Source organism: Chryseobacterium sp. TQ-BC-N36 (assembly GCF_058382295.1).
This window is the reverse complement of the sequence record NZ_CM178175.1, coordinates 1,062,195-1,084,133: the sequence shown is the minus strand read 5'-3', so window position 1 is coordinate 1,084,133 and position 21,939 is coordinate 1,062,195. Positions and strand designations below refer to the sequence as shown.

The following is a 21,939-nucleotide window of genomic DNA, read 5'->3' as shown; positions in this document are numbered from 1 at the left end:
AAGCCCTTAAAACAATAAAAGCCATCCTGTGAAAACGGGATGGCTTTATATATGGATACATAAACTTTATTTCGACGCCCTTGCTTGTTACTGGTATATAAGTCTTTTTCTACATTTCCAGTTCTATAATTTTTTTTGCCATTTTCTGATTTATGCTTTCCGGAATCAAACCCATCAGGAAATTACGTATGGAGTTTCCTTTTTCCCACTGAGAAACTTTTCCGATAGTATGACTTGTACTGACGATATAATTTACCTTTTTTCTTCTGATGCTTTGAAACGCTTTAAAAATCGCATTGAAATCCTGATTCTTTTCTAATAGCTTCCCAATAATATAAGCATCTTCAATAGCCTGACAGGCACCTTGTCCCATATTAGGTGTAGTGGCATGAGCTGCATCTCCGATCAGACATAGATTTTCAGTATACCATTTGGGAATAGGAGTGAGGTCAGAAATTGTATTACAGATAATATTATCCTGTGATGTCGCTTCAATAAGTTGTAAGACGATGGGAGCAAAATCATAAAAAATATCTGCAACCTGAAGATATTTTCCGAAGCTTTTTTCATTGATACAGGCATACCAGTATACTTTTTTATCTGATATTTTTACGAAACCAAAGCGTTTTCCTTTTCCCCATAGTTCAAAAGCCTGCTGATGATATTTTTCCGGCAGCTCAAAATCTACCAGACCGCGCCAGCATTTCTGCCCGGAGTTTCTTATTGTTCCTGTTTTAAGGATTTGATTGCGGATAAGCGACTTTATACCATCTGCTCCGAAAACAATCTGACTTTCAATCTGATTTCCATTTTCAAAATCTAAAATATAGTTTGCTTCTTTTTTTATTTTTTGTAATGAATGGTTAAGCTGTATAGAATCAGAATTTAAATTTTCAGCAAGTATTTTCTGAAGTTCAGCCCGGTGAATAGCAATATTGCATGAATTATACCGAGCTTCCAGCTCCTTAACTTCTGTTCTGGAAATAGTCTTTAGAGATTCATTGGCAATAATAATTCTGTGAACTTTATTGCCTGCTTTTTCAATTTTTTCTTTTAAGCCCAGCTTATCAAAAACCTGCATTGCATTTACAGCCATCATTATCCCTGCTCCTACAGGTTTTATTTCAGGAGCCGATTCGTAGACTGTGAAATCATACTGATGCTGTTTCAGTATATTTCCGAGGGTAAGTCCTCCGATTCCGGCCCCGATGATTGAAATAGTGTCCACTAGATTGAGGATTTTAATTTAAAGCGTTAAAATATAGCTCTCAGATACTTTTTTAAAGCCATACTTGCTAAAAAAATTATGAGCACCATGATTGTTAACTCCACTTTCTAATAAGATAAAACTGATATTCCAGCTTTTAGATTCATAAATGGTTTTCTCCAAAAGTTTACTTCCAAGGGATTGTCCTCTCACAGACTGATCCAGGAGCATATCTTCCAGAATTGCATATTTCTTAAAAGGACTGTTGATCAAGTTAAAAACCATCATGCCGACAATTTCGCCGTTTTCATTTTCTGCAATCAGAATATTCAGTTTGGAACTGCCGTCAGAATTAAAATCGGTGATCAATTGTTCTGTCAGAATCACTTCAAGATCAGGATTCCAGTGATGGGAATCTATAGCTCTTCCAGACATCATTTCGCCATGAGAAATATAAGCATCTGTTTTATGGGTAATAAAAAAGTCTACGAGCTCTTTAACGCGGCTTTTATCGGTAAGCCATTGAGTAGTATATTTCATGAGATGTAATCTGTTTATTTTAATTTTTTCAATTCTTCCAGCAGTTTATTCTGCTTGTTGATAAATTGATTGAGACTGTCTGTTTTCAGAGAATGAGCATTTTGGTATTTTTCAATTTCGGGAAGCGTTTTTCTTATTTTGAATGCGGAGTATATACTGTAAATGCTTTGCTTATTCCTGTTAATTTGATGCTTAAGTTCTTTTATTTTTTGAACGTTCAGACTATAATTTTCTGAACTTTCTTTGATGAGCTTGGTCATTTCCTTTCTTAAAACCGAATCGTTAATAGCCTTTGCCTCATTTTTCGCAATCAAATAATAATCTTCTGAGTTAGAAATAATACTGTTATATATACTTTGCATTTTGTGAGCATCTTTTTGCATTAAAGATATTTTCTCATCTATTTTCTTGAGCTCTTGATTATTTTTGATTTTTTCATAGTAGATGCCATCAAATATATCCTGGGTTTTACTTAGCCGTTTTATAGGAATATCGGATTTTGTGTTCTCAGCTGCTTTTTCTACAATATTATTGTCTTGCGATTTATTTTCTCTGCAGGAAAGAGTAGATAAGGCTAGAGCAGAAGCGAAAAATATTTTTTTCATAGGGTGTTTGTTTGGTTGAGAATCAGAATCATATCCAGATCAATTAAAATTAATCATTTCGATTCTATCACGAGTGATTAAAGGATATGATTTTAATTAGTTGAGCAAACTTTGAAAAATGTTACATCCAAAAAAAACGGAGCCTGAAAACAGACTCCGCCTATAAAATTTGTTACGCTAAAATTATTTACCCAGGTAAGATTTAAGGATCTTACTTCTGGTGTTGTGTTTTAGTCTCTTAATTGCTTTTTCTTTGATCTGACGAACTCTCTCTCTTGTAAGATCGAAAGTCTCACCAATTTCCTCTAAAGTCATTGGGTGTTTTCCGTTCAGTCCGAAATATAATCTTACCAGATCAGCCTCTCTTGGCGTCAAAGTATTCAATGCTCTTTCAATCTCAATCTGTAGAGATTCCAGCATCAGATCTTTATCAGGACTTGGAGATTCTCCTGAACGTAATACATCATAAAGATTAGAATCTTCACCTTCTACCAAAGGTGCATCCATAGACAGGTGTCTTCCGGAGTTTTTCATAGATTCTTTAATATCTTCCTCGCTCATGTCAAGAACTTCAGCCAATTCTTCCGGAGAAGGTGGTCTTTCATTTTCCTGCTCAAGGTGAGCGTATGCTTTATTGATTTTGTTGATAGAACCAATTTTGTTCAATGGTAATCTTACAATTCTTGACTGTTCAGCCAATGCCTGTAAAATTGATTGACGGATCCACCATACTGCATAAGAGATAAATTTGAAACCTCTAGTTTCATCGTACCTTTTTGCCGCTTTCATTAATCCTAAGTTACCTTCATTGATCAAATCGGGTAAAGAAAGACCCTGGTTTTGGTATTGTTTAGATACAGATACTACGAAACGAAGGTTGGCTTTGATTAATTTCTCCAGTGCGGCTCTGTCGCCGGCACGTATTCTTTGTGCCAATTCTACTTCCTCGTCCGCAGTGATCAGTTCCACTTTACCAATTTCCTGCAAATACTTGTCTAATGAAGCAGTTTCCCTGTTGGTAACCTGCTTAGTGATTTTTAATTGTCTCATTTATTTTATCCTCAAAAAAGAGTTACTATAATATATACGTATGAAAAGATAAAAAGGTTACAAAAGATTCAGTTTTTTTTGTACAATGTATAATGCAAAAAGTATTAATGATTTTTAATGATTGTATTAAATAATTGATAGTGAGTTTGTTGTGTTTTTTTTATTTGTTGTTAAAAAAATAAATTCTAATAAAAGTCAGTTCATTTACAAACTTTATAATTTCCCTAAACTCTAAACAAAAAAAACGAAACCGAAGTCCCGTTTTTTATATCTAAAAGTACTATTTCAGGTTATATTGAGTACCCACAAACCCGAAACCCGTAACTAAAAAAGCTCGTTTAATACTTTTGCCAGCCTTAGTCCTCCGTATAGCAGTTGTCTTTCCATTGTATCATTGAACTTGTACTGATAGTCGTAAGATAATTTGGAATCGTTAGGAGTCTGTGCATAGATCTTATTGGCGATTTTGTGAGAATCGTACAACCAGTCTTCCAGAGTTCCGGCCTGAATCTGTGCTACTTCTTCCTTGGATTTAATATCTAAAAGCTTAGAATATTCAGTGTAGCTGTATTTTTGAGAATCTACAAGTTTTCCATCCCAAACAGAGTGTAAATTCGTTTTTTCGCCGAAATAGGTGACATTGATCTTGTTTCCGCCTAAATCCTCTGCTCTTCCTACGTGGAGCGGCTGCGCAAGGTCTCCCATAATATGAATAAGGAAGATCAAAGCAATCTTTCTGTCTTTTTCAGAAGTATTTTTATCTTTAATCTGACTGGACAGGGTGTTTACCTGAGTATAAAGGCTTGGTCCTGCTTGTGCTTTTAAGTTTTGTTCAAAAGTTTTAAAATCAGTCTGAGGATCAATGTTGACATAATGCCAGGATGAAGCCTGCTTCCATGCACCTGTTGTATCAGATTTGATAAAATCCGGCCAGTTAGCCCAATAAGCCAGTCGCTCTTTTCCCATGATCTTCTTTATTTCTCTTCTTGCCTTGCGGGAAAGGTGATTTTGTGCAATGTCTGCGATCACTCTGTGTCCTGTTAATCCCCACGCATAAGAATAAAGTGAAGAGGCCATGAATGCTAAAATCAAAATTTTAGAATAAATACTTTTCATTTAAATAACAATTTTCAGTCTGCAAAGATACGGTCCGCTTTTGGAATGAGCATGGATAATCCCGAATTTATTCATATAATCATGTTAATAAAAATTAATCTAAATAAAAAAAATAATTACAGCTGACAGTAAAGTTTAATTTTTCAGTTTCATAGGCAGCCTTATAATATCATAAGTGGCTGATCTTTAATATTAAGCTTTAAATTTAAAAAAACAAGTAAACCCTTTATTTACCGTATTTTTACGGAATTTCCCACAATTAATTCCTTTTAATATCAATAAATTACTATTTTTAGAATAAAATTATTGTAAAATTATTTTTTCAAACTTATGAGATATATTATCTTTACAAGTCATAATCAGAGGAAACACTATGTATGAGAATAATATTGTAGATATGCATTACAATAAGCTGCAGACAGACTTTAAGGCTGAAGCCGTGGCGGTTAATCTGCTGAAGTACCACCGTGCGGTAAGCAATATATTCATTGAACGTGTTGGGGTGAACGACCGTGCTTACCTTAAAGATATAAAAAGTATCACAAGCAGTTTTTTAGGATTCGACGAAGAGGTATTTACGATAGAAACTTACAGAGAGGGTATTTATGATTACCTTCCTGAAGGGTTGTTCCATCCGCCGTCTCTTGGAGCTTCCAGAAAGAACGTTGATACGGTGGTAAGAGAAATCCGTAAACAGAAAAGGGTAGAGGATGATGCCCGTAAGTTTTTCCGGCCTTTTGAACTGGAGGTGTTTTTTACGGAGATCAGTGCTTTGCTTAAGGAATCAGAATTTGATATTACAAGCCATACGGATTCTTTACTGGAAACGATAAGTGAGCTCTGGCCCCTGATCAGAATGCTGGATCGGCAGAATGCCTATATATTCATGTATATTTTACCTTTCTTTCATCAGATCAGAGGCGACAAAAAATGGTTTGAACGATGTATGACAGCTTTTCTGCAGGTACCGGTAAAAGTAACTTTTTCACCTAATATTATTGATGAGATTGAGAAAAATGATGACTCCATGTTGCTGGGAAATTCGCGATTGGGAGTAACTTATATCCCCAGTGGTCCGCATATGGACGGACAGCGGAACTGGGTAATCAATATCGGTCCTATTCCTTATGGGGATATGAAAAGATACATCCCTGGAAGTCCTTTCAGAAATGTACTTCAGGCTCTTTATGATTATTTTCTTCCGGTAACCGTGGATGTGGAAGAAAATTTTGTCACAGAAAAAGAGGAATATTCATTCAGTCTTCAGGACGATGAAAGAAATGCCAGCCGCCTTGGTTACTCTACATTCCTCTAAATTATTTTATTATATTTACAACTACCAACAAAGTATAAATTCGAAAAGAAACAAATGGAAATTTCTTCAGTAAAAGGTATTTTTTTAAGGTATATCTTAATGCCTTTAATCGCAGTTATTATGATGGTTATTCTCGGGGTAATCAGGAGAAATAAACCTGCAATAAAAATTAAAGTCATTATTGTATACGTATTGCTGTGCAGCTTATGTCTGGCTATTCCGGGCTTTTTTGGATTTGCTGGAAACCTTTTTAATCCCTACTGGTATCTTATTGCCCAGATCATTTATCTTATTTTCGGGATTATTCATGTCAATCTTTTGCACAGATATTTCAAAAAGCATATCGAATCTCTGGCTATGAGTATTCTGTTTGAATCTATACTTTCATTAACTTGTATTGCTTTGGGAGGATATCTTTTTACGCTGATTTTTAAGTGGATGGGTGACGGATTGGGAAATGCTGTAATGGCAGCTACAAGTATGCTGATCTTTGTGGTTCCTATGGTGTTTTATTACTGTTATATCCAGTTTATCAGCATTCCTTTTGATATTTATAAAACGTGGAGATATTCTCCAGAACAGAAACTTCCTGATTTCGAGGGAGCAGACTTTGACAGATTAATGGTATTAAATGTTGAACTGAGCAAAAAGCTTGAAGATACCAACCGTTTCAGAATTAAAGCGAAAACATTGCCTACGGGGGTTACTTTCGGAGATTGGTTCTACAGGGTTGTGGATGATTATAACCATAAAAATCCGGGATCTGTCATTCATCTTTCAGACGAAGGGAATGAGCCGTATTACTGGATCTTTTATACGAAAAAATCGTTTTTCAGCTTTAGAAAATATATTGATTTCGACCACGATATTACCACCAACAATATTTCAGAAAATGAAGTAGTGATTTGTAAGAGAGTCATTCAGCATGAAGAAGAAGGAGTCGCAAGAAAATCATAAACACAAAATTAAAAAGTATTAAACATGATACAGCCTATTAAACATTTTGCAATCAACTGGGTGGATGGGATGAAGGTTTCCCAGAGACACCTTAATGATCAGGATAATTTCTTAATTGATACCATCAGAGATTCCAACTCCCTTGGAATCACGACATATAATTATGGGCTTCTGCCTATTTCCAATGAATTTACAGACCGTACCATTTTTGATGTTCATAATACGGCAACCAATGACGTACAGCTGGTCATCAAACGTTGCAGCGCTGTTACGATGGCTGGATACCGTATTGAACTTACGGACAGAAGGATCAGTGTAAAATCATTGGCCAAATCAATGAATGAAGAGCAGGCAGATGGTGAATATTACATCCTGATCTCTGTAAATCCTTTTGACAAAGTACCTTTTGGAGATATTGATCCTGAAGAAATTCCGCCACGCCATCCTAGCGCACAACCTAACCATCACATTGAATTGCTTCCTGTAACCTCTTTGAACAGCAGCTATTCGGGAGGAAATTATCTGATCATCGGGAAGGTAGATTTAAAAGGAAATATTGCTCAGGTAGATTCCAACTTTATCCCGCCATGTACTTCTGTACAGAGCCATCCGGCTTTGGTAGATTATTACAGCAGCTATGCGAAGTCTATCGGGAACCTTCAGCAGTATGCTTTTAAAATCATTCAGAAAGCTTCCCATAAAAATCAGAATACGGCTTTGGCGCAAAACGTTAAGTTCCTGTGTACAACGATGATCAATACTTTTGGAGATATGTATTTCCAGTTCAGAAATATTACCCCCTGGCAGCCGCCTGTATTCCTGATTGAGTCTTTTGCCAGGCTCGCACTTCATTTATACAACTCCACCCAGCTTCTGGTTCCGGCAGAACTGGAAGAAATGCTGAATTACAGTTTAGAGTGGAGTGAGATTGCCCCTCATACTTTACTGAACCAGCTTTCTATTGTAGCAGAGACCAATTATGACCATCATAACTGTGGTGAACCTTTGCTTTATATTCAGCAGATGCTGAGAAGCCTTGAGACTATTTTCTCTAAACTGAGCGAACTGGATTACATCGGCCAGAGAAAAGAAAACATTATTGTTAACGAGCAGGAAGTTTCTACCAATACAAATCCTAAGAGAGGCTGGAGTGTTTTAGATTAAAATCACTTATTAAATATAGAGTCCCGGGTGAAAATCCGGGATTTTTTATGTCTTATATAGAAAAAATTAAAAGTACATTTGCTGTAAGGATTGAGAGAAATGAATTTAGAAGTTATCAGACAGGAGACTCCGGGATGCTCGGATAAAATATTTTTAAACAGTGCAGGGGCGTCATTAATGCCCAGGTCCGTTGTGGATAGTACAGTTAAGTATTTATATGAAGAACAGGAGATCGGAGGCTATGCAGCAGTGATGCGAAACTCAGAGAGGATCAGCCGCTTTTATGAAGAGGCAGCGAAGCTGATCAATACAAAACCTTCCAATATTGCCTTCGTAAGCAGTTCTACAGATGGCTATGCCAAAGCTTTATCAAGCATTGATTTTAAAGAAGGAGACTGCATCATAACCACCAATGATGATTATATATCCAATCAGATAGCTTTTATTTCTTTGCAGAAAAGATACCGTATTGAAATTATCAGGGCTGCCAATCTGCCCGACCATGAGCTGGATCTTGAGGATTTTGAAAGTTTAATCAGAAAGCACAATCCTAAATTGATTGCTGTTACTCATATTCCTACCAATTCCGGGCTTATTCAGAATATAGAAGGAGTAGGGAAGCTGTGTAAGCAATATGATGTTCTTTACCTTGTAGATGCCTGTCAGTCTGTAGGACAGATTGTGGTAGATGTCGAAAAAATTCATTGTGATTTTCTGACAGCAACAGGAAGAAAGTTTATGAGGGGGCCCCGGGGAACAGGTTTTTTATATGTTTCTGATAAAGCTTTACATCATACCATGTATCCTTTATTTTTAGATAGTATCGGGGCTAAATGGATTTCTTTTGATGATTTCGTGCTCAATGATACTGCTAAAAGATTTGAGCTTTTTGAAAGACCATATGCTTCTCTGCTGGGCTTTACAGAAGCGCTGCGTTATGCGAATGCTATTGGTGTAAGCCAGATTGAGAGCTATAACCGTATATTGTCAGATACTCTGAGAACCCATCTGAAGGATAGTGGTTTCACCGTTTTGGATAAAGGAAACAGATTGGGCAGTATTGTTACCTTCTGCCAGCCAGACGGAAAGGTTGAAAAAATCCAAAAGATTCTGAGTGGTAACCATGTATTTTTTAAGGAAAACCGTAAAGGTGATGCGTTAATTGATTTTAGTTTTAAAGAGGTAGACCATGCTATCCGGTTATCTCCTCATTATTTCAATACAATGGAAGAAATTGAACGTGTAGTACAGTTTCTAAAAAGCATTAGTCTTTAGCATACTGTTTTTAAACCTTTAGGGCCCCGGCGAACGCCGGGGCCCTAAAGGTTTATTTTTTATTCAGAAGATCAAGAGTGTGTTCTACGTGTCCACCGCCTTTCCATTCATCATGCCCCGGGATAATAAGGGTTGCCTGGGCGTATTTGGATTTTAGTTTTTCCATGGTTTGGGGCCATTGTGCAACGTTGGCTTCTCCGGTATAGCCGAGATCTGCTGCTGATCTGCTTTTTACAAGGCATCCACCGTCCAGTATTTTATATTTAGGAAACCAAACCACTACATTATCCACTGTATGTCCTTCACCCAGAAAGTCTACTATAAACTCTTCTCCACCAATACGGTAAGGCTTACCGGTTTTTATAATTTCAGTAGAAGTTGCTTTTCCGTCTTTCTTTAAAAGTTCATTGGTCTTCTCTGTTGCATAAGTTTTGATACCCTTATTGTTATAGAAACTTAAATTTCCGGCTCTGTCTTCGTGAGAGTGGGTGGCAAATACTGCGATAACAGGAAGGTGATGGCGCTTCTGAATGGTATCCAACAGGCTTTGATATTGTGTTTTCTGCCAGGGAACATCGAACAAAACAACTCCTTTTTTAGTCACCAGATACACTGCATTGGTCGAATATTCTTTTCCGCCAAATACGCCAAAAGTCTTGTAAATATAAAAATTGGGTTTAATCTGCGGCTCAATTACAAAATCTCTTACCTGCGTGGTTTGTGCATTTGTCAATGGGCTTAGCAACATCGAAATAATAAAAAACGGAATGCTTTTTTTCATAATTCTTTTAAGTAATAATTAATGTTTGTACTTGTCAGAAAAGACAAAGTAAGTAGAATATTTTGCAAACCTAATTAAAAATAAATCTTCAGGATTTACAGAAGAGGAGTTTAACCGTTTTTTAACAGTATAACCCAATAGATGTTATTCTTTAATGATTTAAAAAAATTAAAGTTGAATTTTTAAACTGAACCTGTTTTTTAACCATTAAGTCAGATAAGTTTTGCATTAACCTTAAAATCAGAATGTTTAATCTTCATTACTTTATTCTTTTAAATGTCTCTTAATGGTTTAAATATTTGATAGGTTAAAGGCTATTTTTTAACCAATATTTTTTCAGTGGCTTTTTTGCTTAATATTTCAGTTTTGCCATCAATTTCTATGGTCATCGACTTATCAAAACTTTCAATTTTTATAATTTTCACTTTTGTATTGAGGAGAAGTTTCCTGTCATTCAGGTAAGTCAGGAAAGCATCGTCGGAAAGGGTAACTGAAGCAAAAGTTACATTTTCACCCGGTTCACAGACGCTTAATTTCTGCAGATCCTGGGCAATAATATTTCCATCTTTATCAGGAATAGGTTCTCCATGAGGATCAAACTTAGGATGATCCAGAATCTCATCCATTTTGTCAAAAAAGATCTGTGAATGTACATGCTCCAGCTGTTCCGCAATCTCATGAACATTTTCCCAGCCAAAATTCATTTTTTTAACCAGAAACATTTCGGTAAGCCTGTGTTTTCTAACCACCAGGGCTGCTTCACGCCTTCCGTTTTCGGTAACGATCAGAGGCTTATATGTCTCATAAATCACCCATTTTTTCTCGGCAAATTTCTTCATCATATTATTGACACTCGGCATTTTTACATTCAAAAATTTGCTGAGCTCATTAATCGTAACCTTTCCTTCATTGTCAACTAAATGAAACAAAGCTTTCAGGTAATTCTCTTCTGTTAGGGTTGTTTTCAAAATGTTAGATGATTTTCAATACAAATCTAACAAAATAAAATGAAAAGTTGGCTCTTGTTATTTTAACTTTTTTTACTTTTACTCTATGAAATTTTCATTCAAAAACGACTATTCTGAGGGGTGCCACCCGAATATTTTACAGGCTCTTTTACAATACAATCTTGACCAGCAGGCTGGCTACGGCGAAGATGAATATTCATTGAAAGCTAAAGCTTTAATCAAGGAGAAAATTAATAATCAAGCATCTGAAGTTTTTTTGCTTTCAGGAGGGACACAGGCTAACTTAATTGTTATTTCAGCGATCTTAAAACCTTACCAGTGTGTGATTTCCGCTTCTTCCGGGCATATTTTAAATAATGAAACCGGAGCTATTGAAGCCACAGGTCATAAAGTGCTGAGCATTGAAACCACAGACGGGAAGCTGAGGCCATCGGATATCATTCCCGTGTTGGAAAACCATAGAAATGTTCCTCATCAGGTAATGCCCAAATTGGTTTATATTTCCAATTCTACAGAACTGGGAACGATTTATCAGGCAAAAGAACTGGAAGAGCTTTCAACATTCTGTAAGCAGAATAAATTATACCTTTTTATGGACGGAGCCAGACTGGGACATGGTCTGACTTCGGAAATCAGTGATCTTACTCTGGAAAAGGTAGCTGCTCTTACCGATGTTTTCTATCTTGGAGGCACTAAGAACGGAGCTTTGATTGGAGAAGCAATTGTGATTAATAATCCCGTTCTACAGGAGGATTTTGCTTTTAATATCAAACAGAAAGGAGCGTTACTGGCAAAAGGAAGACTTTTGGGAATTCAGTTTATGGAACTGATGAAGGATAATCTGTATTTTGATCTGGCACAACATGCCAACCAGCAGGCTATGAAAATTAAGAGAGCGTTACAGAAAAAGGGTACTGCTTTTCTTGCGGATACCTATACCAATCAGATTTTTCCTATTCTCAATAACGATCTTATTGAGGTGCTGTCTGAAAATTTTGAATTCTACGTATGGAAAAAAGTAGATGAAAACTTTTCTGCGGTTCGTCTTATCACTTCCTGGAATACAGGGGATGAAGCGGTAAATCGTTTTATTGAAGTTATAGAAACAGAATTAACATAAAAAACAGCCTAGAAAGAAGGCTGTTTTTATTTATAATCACTTGTTATTTTAAAGCTTTGCTGACTATTTTACAATCTGCAGCGGTTAGTTTCTGTCCGTCTTTATAGCTGATTTTCTTTTCGTCAGCATATTTGGATTGTCCGTCTTCTTCTTTGTGATCACCAATTCCTTCCGTTAAAGTATTGTCTTTCTGGATGAAGTAAATATCTCTCTTGCTCTTTTGGCCTTCTGAAGCGAACTCGTATGTCAGTTTTAGCGTATCTCCTGATTTGAAACCGGTAACATCACCTTTTGAACTGTCTTTCTCACTGTTTTTGTACGATAATTTCCCGGTGATCGTTCCTAAATTGTCATCTATAGACGCAAAAACACTGTCTTTTCCGGTTACTCCGATATAACAGAACGATTTTGGTCCAAGTGTATCTACCACAGGTTCAGCAATAGCCACGGTATCAGTCTCTGCCTTGGGAGCCGGTGCCTCAGTTTTTTTATTACAGTTGATTAAAAAAGCTGATACAGCACCCAATAAGATTAATTTTTTCATATCCTTAATTGTTAAAATCAAATTTCGTATTCCAAAAATAACAATAGTATTTATATATGAAAGAAAATTGTTGGTAAATAAGGATAATTTTCATCAGACTTAAAACTTGTAAATGCTTTTAGGCATGAAAAATGATTGACCATGGAAAATTGATTTAATGAAAAAGATGACTAGAGTGCTGAGATTGGGATTTTTTATTTTAGGGGTACAGTTTGTGACCGCACAGGCTCCTCAAAATTATATTTATACTTCATCAGGAGACCTGCATGGAATTGAAAAGATGATTACAAGAGAAGATATTGGTGGTGTACAGATTGTATATAACTGGAAAGCTTTGGAAAAAACAAAAGATGTGTATGATTTTTCTGCTATTGAGAAGGATCTGGATTATCTTACAAAACTCAATAGAAAATTATTTATCCAGCTTCAGGACAGATTCTTTGAACCACAGGCAAGATATATTCCTGATTATGTTTTGAACGATAAAGAATATAATGGCGGGCTTATTCCTCAATATGATAATCCGGGTGAGAACAAACCTTTGGGAAGCGGTTGGGCAACCCAGCAATGGAATCCGGCTGTCCGAAAAAGATTTCAGAAACTGATAGGAGAGCTGGCAAAGAAATTTGACGGCAAAATCCAGGGAATTAATCTTCCGGAAACGGCGATTGACATTGACATGAAAAAAGATAAAACAGGATTTAGCTGCGATGGCTATTTTCAGGCTGAGTTGGAAAATCTAAAGTTTGCAAGAAACGCTTTCCACTATTCTTACGTTCTGCAATATGTCAATTTCTTTCCGTGCGAATGGGAAAATGATCACCAGTATATGTCAAGACTTTTCGATTTTGCTTACCAAAATAATATAGGACTGGGCGGACCGGATATTGTTCCGGGTAAGAAAGCACAAATGAAAAATTCTTATCCTTTTTTTAATCAGTACAAAGGAAAGCTTTCTCTGGTAGCAATGGCCGTTCAGGAGCCGACTTTGACGTATACAAATCCGAAAACTAAAAAGCCTTTTACCAAAGAAGAATTTACAGAATATGCAGAAAATTATCTGGGCGTAAAAATTATATTCTGGAGTGTGGAATCTCCCTGGTTGAGAGATCCCAGTTGATTATTCTCCTTTATACTTTTAATACTCCTCTGAATCCTCTTGCCGCATAATAAGAATCTGCACCGTTGTGATACGTAAATACGGTATTGTATCTTCTGTCACAGAACAGTGCACCTCCCAGTTCCCGGATTTCAGGGGGTGTCTTGATCCAGCTTGAAGTCTTTTGGTCAAATTTTCCCAATTCCTGAAGATGACGGTATTGTTCTTCTGTCAAAAGTTCAATACCCATTTCTTTAGCGGTGTCGATGACGTTACTTTCTGGTTTGTTGGCTTTTCTGGCATCCCAGGCCTGATAATCATAACATAAGCTTCGGCGTTTTGGACTTTCGGGAGAGCAGTCAACGAAAGAATATTCATCTGTTTTTTTATTATAATCTACCACGTCGGGTTCACCTTCAGTGGCTTCCATTCCATATAAAGACCAGATTTTTTCGGGATTGGCTTCCAATCTTTGCTGGATTTTTTCCCATTTCAAATCTTTATGTCGGTCCATATTTTTTTCAAATCGGGTTTTTAGTATTTTTAAAAACTCGTTGATTTGTTCTGGAGTTAGTTGAGTTTTCATGTCAAATTTTGTTTTATTGTGTTTGTTGGAATTCGCTTAGGCGCAAGTTTTATTAATAATGGCTTGTTTTAAGGCGCAAAGATTTTATCTGCGATAAAATTTCTGACTGTTAATTATTAAGATTATTAATCAATAATAGTGATTTTTCTTTCCATGGGACTTAAATACCGGGAAATAATAACCAGTACCAATAATAATACTGCGGGAAAAGTTCTGCTGGCTGTATTTAAAAACTCGTTGATTTGTTCCGGGGTTAGTTGAGTTTTTATGTCGAATTTGTTTTGTTGGAAATCGCAAAGACGCAAGTTATTTTAATGAGGGATTGTTTAAGGCGCAAAGATTTTATCTGCGATAAAATTTTTGACTGTTAGTTTTTAAAATTATTAATCAATAACAGTGATTTTTCTGTCTGCAGGTCTGAAATACCAGGAAATAAGTACTAATACAAATAGTAATACTGCGGGAAAAGTTCTGCCGGCTGTATCACCCACAATAAGATGGGAAATGACAGCTCCTGACATCACGAAGAAAAATCCGGCATAAGCCCATTCTTTTAGCAACAGACGTTTAGGTATAAGGATGGCAATAACACCCAGGATTTTCCATACGCCGATAATGGTCATCAGATAAGAAGGGTAGCCGAGGTTGGTAAAATTGGCCAGTTCATCTTTGTTTTTCATTAGTTGGACAATGGCAGTGGAAACCATTCCCAGAGCCATCCACAGAGTGAATATCCAGTAGATAATCTTTGTTCTTTTTTGTGAGGGTTGTGGTGTGTTCATGATCTGTTTTTTATAGTTAGTCGTTTAATCCTATTCCGTCCATGATTTGTGGGATGCATTTTTCAATGCGGGCTTCACGGGTTTTGGACTGTTTGGCAGAGGAGAAGTGGAGCAGATAGGCTCTTTGTCTTCCCGGAGTTAATGCTTTGAAAGCTTCCTCTAATGCAGGATCTTGATCCAGCTTTTCCTGAAACTCTTCCGCTATTTCAAACTCTTTTGTTTTCTTCATTTCCACTTTAGCGCCCGATTCTTCAATTTCAACGGCTTCAAACATATATTGACGAAGGATGTCTTGCAGATCATTAATTTGTTCCACATCGGTAAAGCGGATCTGTCTTGCGGCCTGCACATTTTTAGACTGCTGAATCAGGATATGGTCCGGATCTTTCATCAAAGCCCCCTTAAAGAAGAGTAGGGCACAGTATTCTTTAAAGCCGTGGATCAGGAAAATATTTTTCCCTTCATAGGTATAGCAGGGACAGCCCCATTTTAAATCTTCTACTAATTCGGTGCTTAACGCGATTGTCCTTAATTTTTCAAATTCTTCTTTCCACTGTGTGGCTTTTTCGAAGAAAAAATTAACTTTTGGATTCATTGTGTGGGAGGTTTGAGGGTTTGAGAGTATTAGAGTGGGAGAGTTTTGGGTTTCGGGATGCGAGATTCGGGGTTTTAGGGTTTGAGGATTTGAGAGTGGGAGAGTATAAGGGTTTAAGGTTTAAGGTTTAAAGTTTAATGTTCAAGGTTCTGCTGTTTATCAAATAATGATTGACGATTCACTTGCGAAGCAAAATTCACTATTGACATTGATGCCCACAATTTAAACCTTGTTGCCCATTGTTTATCATCTCTTCGTCTATTATCTTTTCGTCTCTCTAAACAATTCCTGCAAACGGTTATGCGCCATATTAATTCCCTGGGCAAATGGCATTTTCAGGTGCTGGTCTCTGAAGTCAATAGATTTATAAATTGTCTGGATCGTGATTTTACTGGTGTTGCCTGTTAATTTTTCAAATGTTAAAAACTCGATCTGAGCAGGAAAAGGAGTGTTCTCCATCTGGAAAGTCCTTATAATTTTCTCATTCTGAACAATATCATGAATGGTTCCATTGGCACTGAACATCACTTCTCCCTGAGGATTGGAGGTTTCAAAACGGTAGCTTCCGTGGGGTTGGTTTTCAAACTTGGTGACTTTGGTGCCCATCCATTGTTCAAAAAGTTCAGCTTCTGTATACGCTTTGAAAAGCAGTTCTACAGGAAGATCAAATTCTCTGGTGATGAAGATTTCCTGTTTGCCGTCTTCTGCGTGTATTTTTGTTTTGAGTTCCATATTTTGAGTTTGGTTTTTAAGTTTGAGGGTTTTCTGAGTATTAGAGTGGGAGAGTTCCAGAGTTTGAGAATACAATCGTTCAAGGTTTAAAGTTTAATGTTCAACGTTGTTATCCTTTCAAAAATAATTGACGATTCACTTGCGAAGCAAAATTCACTATTGACATTGAGGTTTACAGTTAAACTTTGACATCCACAGTCTCTCATCTTTTCGTTTATTATCTATTGTCTCATATTATTTTTATACGCTTTCATCACACTTTCCAGTTTGTTGAATTTTTCGTCCCACATTTTACGGAAGGGTTCTATAAAATCGGCTATTTCTTTCATTTTATTGGGATTGAGGTGATAGATTATTTCGCGGCCGTTTTGTTCAGATCTCAGCAGTTCGCATTCTGTAAGGATCTGGAGATGCTTTGAAACGGTAGGTCTTGCCGTATCAAAATTGGAAGCAATGGCTCCCGCCGTCATCGACTGTGTCGCCACCAACATTAATATAGACCGTCTCGTAGGATCTGCTATCGCCTGAAATACATCTCTTCTTAAATTCATTGTGTAGTTATTTGACTACAAATATATGTGTAGTTATTTAGCTATGCAAGTTTTTTTTGAAAAATTTTATTAAAGGATGTTTAATCATTAAAAGAAAAATGGAGAACTTAATGTTCTCCATTTACTATATAAACAATTGATCAGCAGCTGATTATTCTTTTATAAAAACGCCAATATATTTTCCGCTGTATTCTACAACAGAAGTCCTAATATTTTTTTTACGACAGAAATCCTGGTATGCCGAATTATCTCCAATATCATCACTGATAAAGACTGCACCGGGTTTCAGTCTTTTATAGATCTGGTGATAAGCCCACATCCTTCCGTGATAGCTTTTGTCAGAATCATAGTGGAAAACATCAAAAGAAGAAACTTTTTTAAAAATTTTAGGCAAAGATTCTCTGTCTGCAAACCGGAATAATTTCCAATATTTTTTAAGGTTTTCAGGGACAACATAGCCTACATACCGGTCTCCATCCTGTGCAAGATAAGGCATATCTGAGCTGTACAGTGTTCCGTTTCTTTTTTGAAGGGAAAGCAATATGGCCAATGATGACCATCCATAAGCTACTCCGGTTTCCAGGACATTTTGAGCTTTTGTATATTCACATGCATAGTAAATAAGCTCCAGTGCGCCGGCACCACCCATTGTAATAGGGCATTGTGCTTCTTTTGCAATTGCTTTTTCCAGAATATCAGCATAGGTATTTCTGAAATGATCAGTATCCATAGAGAAAAGCCAGGAAACTGCTACTTTTTGAGAAACTGCTATAGATGCAGCCCAGGCATTTGTTTTTGCTTTTCCTCTGAATGGGCTTCTTCTGCTTATTGTATTTTTGATGATCTTTCTGCCCAGTTCAGGATAAAGAGCAGGTCTTTTGAGATACGCTACAAATGTTTTGAGAACTGTTGACATGTGATTGACAGTGTTAAAGTTACAGGGCAAATGTATCTTTTTAAAACTCATATCAGATTGAGATAATATTAATTTTGAGTGTCAATCTGTTTAAAATTTTTTAATACTATTATCCTTTAATTAACCACTTAAAAATTGTATTTTATTAAACCATTAAGAGCTTGTGTAAGAGGCAATGAACATTTTTATATAAAGCTCTAAGTGATGAGTTTTTCAGCCACGAAGGAAACCTAAGTTTTTAAGAAACAGTAAAGTTCGGGTACATTTGAAAAAGGGTGTGCTGAATGAATGTCTTCAGATATTCTCCTGATATCCTTAACAGTGTACTACATTCTTACAGTTCAAGCATGTGATGATATTCAGTCTCATGATTTTGATCTCCTGCCACCGCAAAGTTTTAGAATTATAGAATGCTTTACTCAGGCTAAGAATGGTGTACCTGTGAAGGAGTGTGGATAGTTTCGGCCGCCTTTGGCGGCCGAAACATATGCTGTTATGCTAATCTAAAAGGAATTGCTCCTGTTCAGGGAAAAGTTTTGCGTTTCTTTTCTTACCGGCAAATGATTTTTTAAGATTGGATCAATCTGTTTTTGGGTTATGATGTTTTTTCGGGTTGAAACTTCTTCTTTATATTGAAAGAGGCGTTTCTGTTTTTTTCTTTATAAAAATGTCTGTCCAAAAATATATGGAGTAGAGTCATAAAAATATGGATACTTTTCTGCTTTTTCACTTGGGTAGGTGTTTATCTTTTATTAACACACTTTTTAGTGTGTTGTTTGATGCCTGCAAATGTATAAAATAATTGTATAAATAAAAAGAGAAAATTTCCCCGGTTTTATCATTATCTCAATATATCAGAAAAGAATTCCTGCATTAATCATCGACAAATTTTGCTAAAGCCGAAGAATAAAGCTGTTTTTGGATGTCAGGCTTTATTGTGCTGTAAATCAGATAATGACATTGGAATATAGTTATCGATTTTTTTTATGAAAGACTTGCAGGATTAAAATGTTTTGCATAGTTTTATTAAACAAATTGATGAAAAAAAACACTTATGAAAAAATTGAGAATAATTTTATTCCTAATTGTAATGCCATATGCTTACAGTCAGGATTCTCTTCACATCGAAAAAAAATCAGATAACTTACCTGCAAAAAAAAATCCTCTGGATATTGGAGATCTTACCATCAATCTAAATCCCTCAGGGGACAGATGGATAAAATTTACTCTTTCCAGTCAGATCTGGCTCCGCAGTATTGAAAACAATCCGGGAACACAGGTGAATGGAGTTCCGCAGGACCAGACTTACGATGCAAGTATCCGACGGATGAGGCTTACTGTTCAAAGCCAGGTAACTCCCTTTTATTCTGTATACTTTCAGGTGGGGACTAATAATGAAAGCTTTATTTCTGGTGGAGGTACCGGAACTGGAGCAACCGGGGCAGGGAAAAGAGCACCTTTTTTTATTCATGACGCATACAACGAGTTGGCGATTATTCCCCGAAATGACTTTCAAACAGGAAAACCCAATAAAAACAACGTGTATTTGGGAGCCGGGTTACACTCCTGGAATGGGGTAAGCCGATTATCGAATGGAAGCAGTATCAAAATGCTGGCAGGAGATCTCCCTGTTTTTAATTTTCCTACTATTGAAGTTGCAGATCAGTTTTCAAGACAGTTTGGGGTATTTGTTCATGGAGAATTTGATAAGCTTAATTACAGGTTCAGCATCAATAAACCTTTTGCAACAAATCTGACTCCTGCAGTAGGAGGAGGAGCTGTTGATAATAACAAAAGTGGAAAACTATCTTATGCCGGATATGTATATTATCAATTCTTCAATAAAGAAGTTACGGCAAATGCTTTTCTGTCAGGTAATAATCTGGGGAAAAGAAAGATTTTAAATTTTGGAATTGGTTATTATTTTAATAAACAGTCTACGCTCACTCAACCGCTCAAAGATGTTTTTGAATCGCATGATACCAGTATATTGGGGACAGATATATACACAGAATTACCCATTGGAAACAAAAAGAAAGAAATGGGACTTACGCTGTACTCTGTTTATTACAATTATAATTATGGTCCGAACTATTTAAGATTAAGCGGAGTTTTAAATCCCGGTACACCTGATCCCGAATTTAAAGGAGAAACAGCACTGGAAGGTGCGGGTAATAACAGGGTTCTGATGGGAACAGGAAGCATTTGGTTCTCACAGGCTGGTTTTGTACTTCCAAAGTTTAGTAACATTTTAAAAGTTCAGCCATTTTTTAATTATGCACTTAAAGATTTGAAAGCCTTAAACCAAAGTGGAAGCTATTTTGATGCAGGCATCAATTTTTATCTATATGGTCAAAACACAAGAATTGTTGCCCAATATAGCAGCAGGCCTCTGTATGACCCTTCTACAAAAAGAATTTTCGATAGAAAAGGAGAATATTTATTGTCTCTGCAGATTGTACTCTAGAGTATGGCTTCCTGAAAATCAAATGACAGTCATTTAAAGAATCAAAGCTACTGAGAGATTCTACAGGAAATGGGGGAAATAATATAAGAGCTATTTCACTTTAGCCAAAACCATGTATCTCAATATTCAGGCACTGATCCGTATTTTTTGCTTACAGTATAGGAATACAGATATAAGTTTCCCCCAATTCTTACTATTCTGATAAACTTTTAAAGTCCAATTATAAAAAACACATCATATGAAAAAATTCTATAAGCAACTTTACTTTCAAGTAATTATTGCAATCATCGCAGGTATCCTTTTAGGACATTTTTATCCTGAACTGGGTGAAAAAATGAAACCGGTAGGAGACGGTTTTATAAAATTAGTAAAAATGATCATCGCACCCGTTATTTTCATTACTTTGACATTAGGGATTGCCCATATGACTGATCTTAAAAGGGTAGGTAGAATTGCTATAAAAGCAATGGCCTATTTCTTAACATTTTCTACACTGGCTTTAATCATAGGTTTAATAGTAGGAAATATAGTACAGCCAGGTGCCGGTCTCAACATTGACCCTTCGACTCTTACAGGAGATATTTCAGAATATCAGCAAAAGGCACATGATTCTACTGTTACCGGATTTATTATGAATATTATTCCTCAGACCCTGTTTAGTCCTTTGGTTGGAGAAAATATTCTGCAGGTACTTCTTATTGCAATTCTAATGGGGGTTGCTTTGGTACTCACTAAGGAAAAAAGCCATAAAATAACCAACTTTCTGCAGGATCTTTCCACTCCTATTTTTAAAATAGTTCATATATTGATGAAGCTGGCTCCCATTGGTGCTTTTGGGGCAATGGCTTTTACCATTGGAAAATATGGGATCAGTTCTGTGCTGAATTTAATATTTTTAGTAGGTACATTTTATATTACCTCTATCTTATTTGTAGTATTGGTTTTAGGTGCGGTAACATGGTATAATGGATTTAATATTTTTAAGTTAGTTATTTACCTTAAAGAAGAAATCCTTTTGGTTTTAGGAACCAGCTCTTCAGAATCTGCATTGCCGGGAATTATGGAAAAACTGGAAAAAGCGGGATGTTCCAAAACCGTTGTAGGCCTGGTGATTCCTACCGGGTATTCTTTTAATTTAGATGGAACAAATATTTATATGACGCTTGCGTCTTTATTCATAGCACAGGCTCTCAATATCCATCTTTCGTTTGAAAAACAACTGATACTTCTTCTTGTTGCCATGTTAAGCTCTAAGGGAGCCGCAGGAGTGACAGGGGCAGGTTTTATTACATTAGCGGCAACCCTTGCTGTTGTTCCGGAAATTCCAATTGCGGGAATGACTTTGATTTTAGGAATTGATAAATTCATGAGTGAGTGCAGGGCCCTTACGAATGTTATAGGAAATTCCGTTGCCACTATTGTAGTTGCCCGTTGGGAAAAGCAGCTTGATAAGGAACAATTGCACTATTGCCTGAACCATCCTGATAAAATTGAATCTAAACTTGAAGTTTAAAATGTACTGAAAGGGTAATACACATGATGAAACATCTGATTTCTAAAAATAAATTT

General features: G+C 36.4%; 22 protein-coding genes. 8 read left to right on the top strand and 14 right to left on the bottom strand.

What is annotated here, in order from left to right; genetic code table 11:
* Positions 1 to 109: 109 nt before the first annotated feature.
* The 5 genes from AC3FI7_RS04730 to AC3FI7_RS04710 form a co-directional block, all read right to left on the bottom strand.
* A complete protein-coding gene (locus AC3FI7_RS04730) occupies positions 110 to 1,228 on the bottom strand; it encodes an FAD-dependent monooxygenase (RefSeq protein WP_291897127.1) in 1,119 nt (372 codons plus the stop codon).
* A gap of 18 nt (positions 1,229 to 1,246) precedes the next feature.
* Positions 1,247 to 1,747, bottom strand: a complete 501-nt coding sequence (locus AC3FI7_RS04725) for a GNAT family N-acetyltransferase (RefSeq protein ID WP_491461554.1) — start codon at positions 1,745 to 1,747, stop codon at positions 1,247 to 1,249.
* A 14-nt stretch (positions 1,748 to 1,761) separates the two neighbouring features.
* Positions 1,762 to 2,352, bottom strand: coding sequence for a hypothetical protein (locus AC3FI7_RS04720; protein WP_491461553.1), 591 nt, complete (start codon positions 2,350 to 2,352; stop codon positions 1,762 to 1,764).
* A 183-nt stretch (positions 2,353 to 2,535) separates the two neighbouring features.
* Positions 2,536 to 3,402 carry a sigma-70 family RNA polymerase sigma factor gene (locus AC3FI7_RS04715; protein ID WP_002979276.1) on the bottom strand — a complete coding sequence of 289 codons (867 nt, stop codon included), beginning with the start codon at positions 3,400 to 3,402 and terminating at the stop codon, positions 2,536 to 2,538.
* 324 nt (positions 3,403 to 3,726) lie between these two features.
* Positions 3,727 to 4,518 (bottom strand): S1/P1 nuclease, encoded by a 792-nt coding sequence (locus AC3FI7_RS04710; RefSeq protein WP_142722977.1) that lies wholly within the window; start codon positions 4,516 to 4,518, stop codon positions 3,727 to 3,729.
* Positions 4,519 to 4,915: 397 nt separating this feature from the next.
* Here AC3FI7_RS04710 and AC3FI7_RS04705 point away from each other — a divergent pair, with 397 nt between their 5' ends.
* The 4 genes from AC3FI7_RS04705 to AC3FI7_RS04690 all read left to right on the top strand — a co-directional run bounded on the left by AC3FI7_RS04705 (position 4,916) and on the right by AC3FI7_RS04690 (position 9,229).
* Positions 4,916 to 5,833: a type VI secretion system baseplate subunit TssG gene (locus AC3FI7_RS04705; protein WP_491461552.1), complete on the top strand. Its 918-nt coding sequence runs from the start codon at positions 4,916 to 4,918 to the stop codon at positions 5,831 to 5,833.
* 54 nt (positions 5,834 to 5,887) lie between these two features.
* A complete protein-coding gene (locus tag AC3FI7_RS04700) occupies positions 5,888 to 6,790 on the top strand; it encodes a TssN family type VI secretion system protein (protein ID WP_142722979.1) in 903 nt (300 codons plus the stop codon).
* A gap of 24 nt (positions 6,791 to 6,814) precedes the next feature.
* Complete coding sequence (locus AC3FI7_RS04695) at positions 6,815 to 7,954, top strand: hypothetical protein (RefSeq protein ID WP_002979280.1); 1,140 nt, start codon at positions 6,815 to 6,817, stop codon at positions 7,952 to 7,954.
* Between the two features lie 99 nt (positions 7,955 to 8,053).
* A complete protein-coding gene (locus tag AC3FI7_RS04690; protein ID WP_491461551.1) occupies positions 8,054 to 9,229 on the top strand; it encodes an aminotransferase class V-fold PLP-dependent enzyme in 1,176 nt (391 codons plus the stop codon).
* 52 nt (positions 9,230 to 9,281) lie between these two features.
* Here the strand turns inward: AC3FI7_RS04690 and blaIND are convergent, their stop codons facing one another.
* Complete coding sequence (gene blaIND, locus AC3FI7_RS04685) at positions 9,282 to 10,010, bottom strand: IND family subclass B1 metallo-beta-lactamase (protein ID WP_491461550.1); 729 nt, start codon at positions 10,008 to 10,010, stop codon at positions 9,282 to 9,284.
* Between the two features lie 314 nt (positions 10,011 to 10,324).
* On the bottom strand, positions 10,325 to 10,978 hold the full coding sequence (locus tag AC3FI7_RS04680) for a metal-dependent transcriptional regulator (RefSeq protein ID WP_142722983.1): 654 nt from the start codon (positions 10,976 to 10,978) through the stop codon (positions 10,325 to 10,327).
* A gap of 85 nt (positions 10,979 to 11,063) precedes the next feature.
* Between AC3FI7_RS04680 and AC3FI7_RS04675 the strand changes: the two genes are divergently transcribed.
* Positions 11,064 to 12,098 (top strand): threonine aldolase family protein, encoded by a 1,035-nt coding sequence (locus AC3FI7_RS04675; RefSeq protein WP_491461549.1) that lies wholly within the window; start codon positions 11,064 to 11,066, stop codon positions 12,096 to 12,098.
* A 43-nt stretch (positions 12,099 to 12,141) separates the two neighbouring features.
* Here AC3FI7_RS04675 and AC3FI7_RS04670 read toward each other — a convergent pair whose 3' ends face one another.
* Complete coding sequence (locus AC3FI7_RS04670; protein WP_491461548.1) at positions 12,142 to 12,642, bottom strand: hypothetical protein; 501 nt, start codon at positions 12,640 to 12,642, stop codon at positions 12,142 to 12,144.
* A gap of 157 nt (positions 12,643 to 12,799) precedes the next feature.
* Here AC3FI7_RS04670 and AC3FI7_RS04665 point away from each other — a divergent pair, with 157 nt between their 5' ends.
* Positions 12,800 to 13,762 carry a hypothetical protein gene (locus AC3FI7_RS04665; protein ID WP_491461547.1) on the top strand — a complete coding sequence of 321 codons (963 nt, stop codon included), beginning with the start codon at positions 12,800 to 12,802 and terminating at the stop codon, positions 13,760 to 13,762.
* Between the two features lie 10 nt (positions 13,763 to 13,772).
* Here the strand turns inward: AC3FI7_RS04665 and AC3FI7_RS04660 are convergent, their stop codons facing one another.
* From AC3FI7_RS04660 to AC3FI7_RS04635, 6 genes are all read right to left on the bottom strand, one after another.
* The gene (locus tag AC3FI7_RS04660) at positions 13,773 to 14,327 is read right to left on the bottom strand and encodes a DUF4256 domain-containing protein (protein WP_491461546.1); all 555 of its coding nucleotides are present in this window, start codon (positions 14,325 to 14,327) and stop codon (positions 13,773 to 13,775) included.
* Positions 14,328 to 14,710: 383 nt separating this feature from the next.
* The gene (locus AC3FI7_RS04655; protein ID WP_310402313.1) at positions 14,711 to 15,109 is read right to left on the bottom strand and encodes a DoxX family protein; all 399 of its coding nucleotides are present in this window, start codon (positions 15,107 to 15,109) and stop codon (positions 14,711 to 14,713) included.
* Positions 15,110 to 15,125: 16 nt separating this feature from the next.
* Positions 15,126 to 15,704, bottom strand: a complete 579-nt coding sequence (locus AC3FI7_RS04650; protein WP_491461545.1) for a YdeI/OmpD-associated family protein — start codon at positions 15,702 to 15,704, stop codon at positions 15,126 to 15,128.
* A 261-nt stretch (positions 15,705 to 15,965) separates the two neighbouring features.
* Positions 15,966 to 16,436: an SRPBCC domain-containing protein gene (locus tag AC3FI7_RS04645; RefSeq protein ID WP_491461544.1), complete on the bottom strand. Its 471-nt coding sequence runs from the start codon at positions 16,434 to 16,436 to the stop codon at positions 15,966 to 15,968.
* 221 nt (positions 16,437 to 16,657) lie between these two features.
* Positions 16,658 to 16,987, bottom strand: a complete 330-nt coding sequence (locus AC3FI7_RS04640) for an ArsR/SmtB family transcription factor (protein WP_142722990.1) — start codon at positions 16,985 to 16,987, stop codon at positions 16,658 to 16,660.
* A 151-nt stretch (positions 16,988 to 17,138) separates the two neighbouring features.
* Entirely contained in the window at positions 17,139 to 17,903 is a 765-nt protein-coding gene (locus AC3FI7_RS04635) for an O-methyltransferase (protein WP_343658528.1), read from the bottom strand.
* A 1,054-nt stretch (positions 17,904 to 18,957) separates the two neighbouring features.
* Here AC3FI7_RS04635 and AC3FI7_RS04630 point away from each other — a divergent pair.
* Together AC3FI7_RS04630 and AC3FI7_RS04625 are read left to right on the top strand one after the other, a co-directional pair.
* Positions 18,958 to 20,370 carry a porin gene (locus AC3FI7_RS04630; RefSeq protein ID WP_491461543.1) on the top strand — a complete coding sequence of 471 codons (1,413 nt, stop codon included), beginning with the start codon at positions 18,958 to 18,960 and terminating at the stop codon, positions 20,368 to 20,370.
* A gap of 238 nt (positions 20,371 to 20,608) precedes the next feature.
* Complete coding sequence (locus tag AC3FI7_RS04625; protein WP_343658526.1) at positions 20,609 to 21,883, top strand: dicarboxylate/amino acid:cation symporter; 1,275 nt, start codon at positions 20,609 to 20,611, stop codon at positions 21,881 to 21,883.
* Positions 21,884 to 21,939 lie beyond the last annotated feature (56 nt).

Excerpts from the sequence above, each read along its gene's own strand:
- AC3FI7_RS04660 (WP_491461546.1), bottom strand. The coding sequence starts at position 14,327 with ATGAAAACTCAACTAACTCCAGAACAAATCAACGAGTTTTTAAAAATA.
- AC3FI7_RS04710 (WP_142722977.1), bottom strand. The coding sequence starts at position 4,518 with ATGAAAAGTATTTATTCTAAAATTTTGATTTTAGCATTCATGGCCTCT.
- AC3FI7_RS04695 (WP_002979280.1), top strand. The coding sequence starts at position 6,815 with ATGATACAGCCTATTAAACATTTTGCAATCAACTGGGTGGATGGGATG.
- AC3FI7_RS04725 (WP_491461554.1), bottom strand. The coding sequence starts at position 1,747 with ATGAAATATACTACTCAATGGCTTACCGATAAAAGCCGCGTTAAAGAG.
- blaIND (WP_491461550.1), bottom strand. The coding sequence starts at position 10,010 with ATGAAAAAAAGCATTCCGTTTTTTATTATTTCGATGTTGCTAAGCCCA.
- AC3FI7_RS04690 (WP_491461551.1), top strand. The coding sequence starts at position 8,054 with ATGAATTTAGAAGTTATCAGACAGGAGACTCCGGGATGCTCGGATAAA.
- AC3FI7_RS04720 (WP_491461553.1), bottom strand. The coding sequence starts at position 2,352 with ATGAAAAAAATATTTTTCGCTTCTGCTCTAGCCTTATCTACTCTTTCC.
- AC3FI7_RS04700 (WP_142722979.1), top strand. The coding sequence starts at position 5,888 with ATGGAAATTTCTTCAGTAAAAGGTATTTTTTTAAGGTATATCTTAATG.
- AC3FI7_RS04665 (WP_491461547.1), top strand. The coding sequence starts at position 12,800 with ATGAAAAAGATGACTAGAGTGCTGAGATTGGGATTTTTTATTTTAGGG.
- AC3FI7_RS04635 (WP_343658528.1), bottom strand. The coding sequence starts at position 17,903 with ATGTCAACAGTTCTCAAAACATTTGTAGCGTATCTCAAAAGACCTGCT.
- AC3FI7_RS04705 (WP_491461552.1), top strand. The coding sequence starts at position 4,916 with ATGCATTACAATAAGCTGCAGACAGACTTTAAGGCTGAAGCCGTGGCG.
- AC3FI7_RS04655 (WP_310402313.1), bottom strand. The coding sequence starts at position 15,109 with ATGAACACACCACAACCCTCACAAAAAAGAACAAAGATTATCTACTGG.
- AC3FI7_RS04645 (WP_491461544.1), bottom strand. The coding sequence starts at position 16,436 with ATGGAACTCAAAACAAAAATACACGCAGAAGACGGCAAACAGGAAATC.
- AC3FI7_RS04670 (WP_491461548.1), bottom strand. The coding sequence starts at position 12,642 with ATGAAAAAATTAATCTTATTGGGTGCTGTATCAGCTTTTTTAATCAAC.
- AC3FI7_RS04675 (WP_491461549.1), top strand. The coding sequence starts at position 11,064 with ATGAAATTTTCATTCAAAAACGACTATTCTGAGGGGTGCCACCCGAAT.
- AC3FI7_RS04650 (WP_491461545.1), bottom strand. The coding sequence starts at position 15,704 with ATGAATCCAAAAGTTAATTTTTTCTTCGAAAAAGCCACACAGTGGAAA.
- AC3FI7_RS04640 (WP_142722990.1), bottom strand. The coding sequence starts at position 16,987 with ATGAATTTAAGAAGAGATGTATTTCAGGCGATAGCAGATCCTACGAGA.
- AC3FI7_RS04715 (WP_002979276.1), bottom strand. The coding sequence starts at position 3,402 with ATGAGACAATTAAAAATCACTAAGCAGGTTACCAACAGGGAAACTGCT.
- AC3FI7_RS04625 (WP_343658526.1), top strand. The coding sequence starts at position 20,609 with ATGAAAAAATTCTATAAGCAACTTTACTTTCAAGTAATTATTGCAATC.
- AC3FI7_RS04630 (WP_491461543.1), top strand. The coding sequence starts at position 18,958 with ATGAAAAAATTGAGAATAATTTTATTCCTAATTGTAATGCCATATGCT.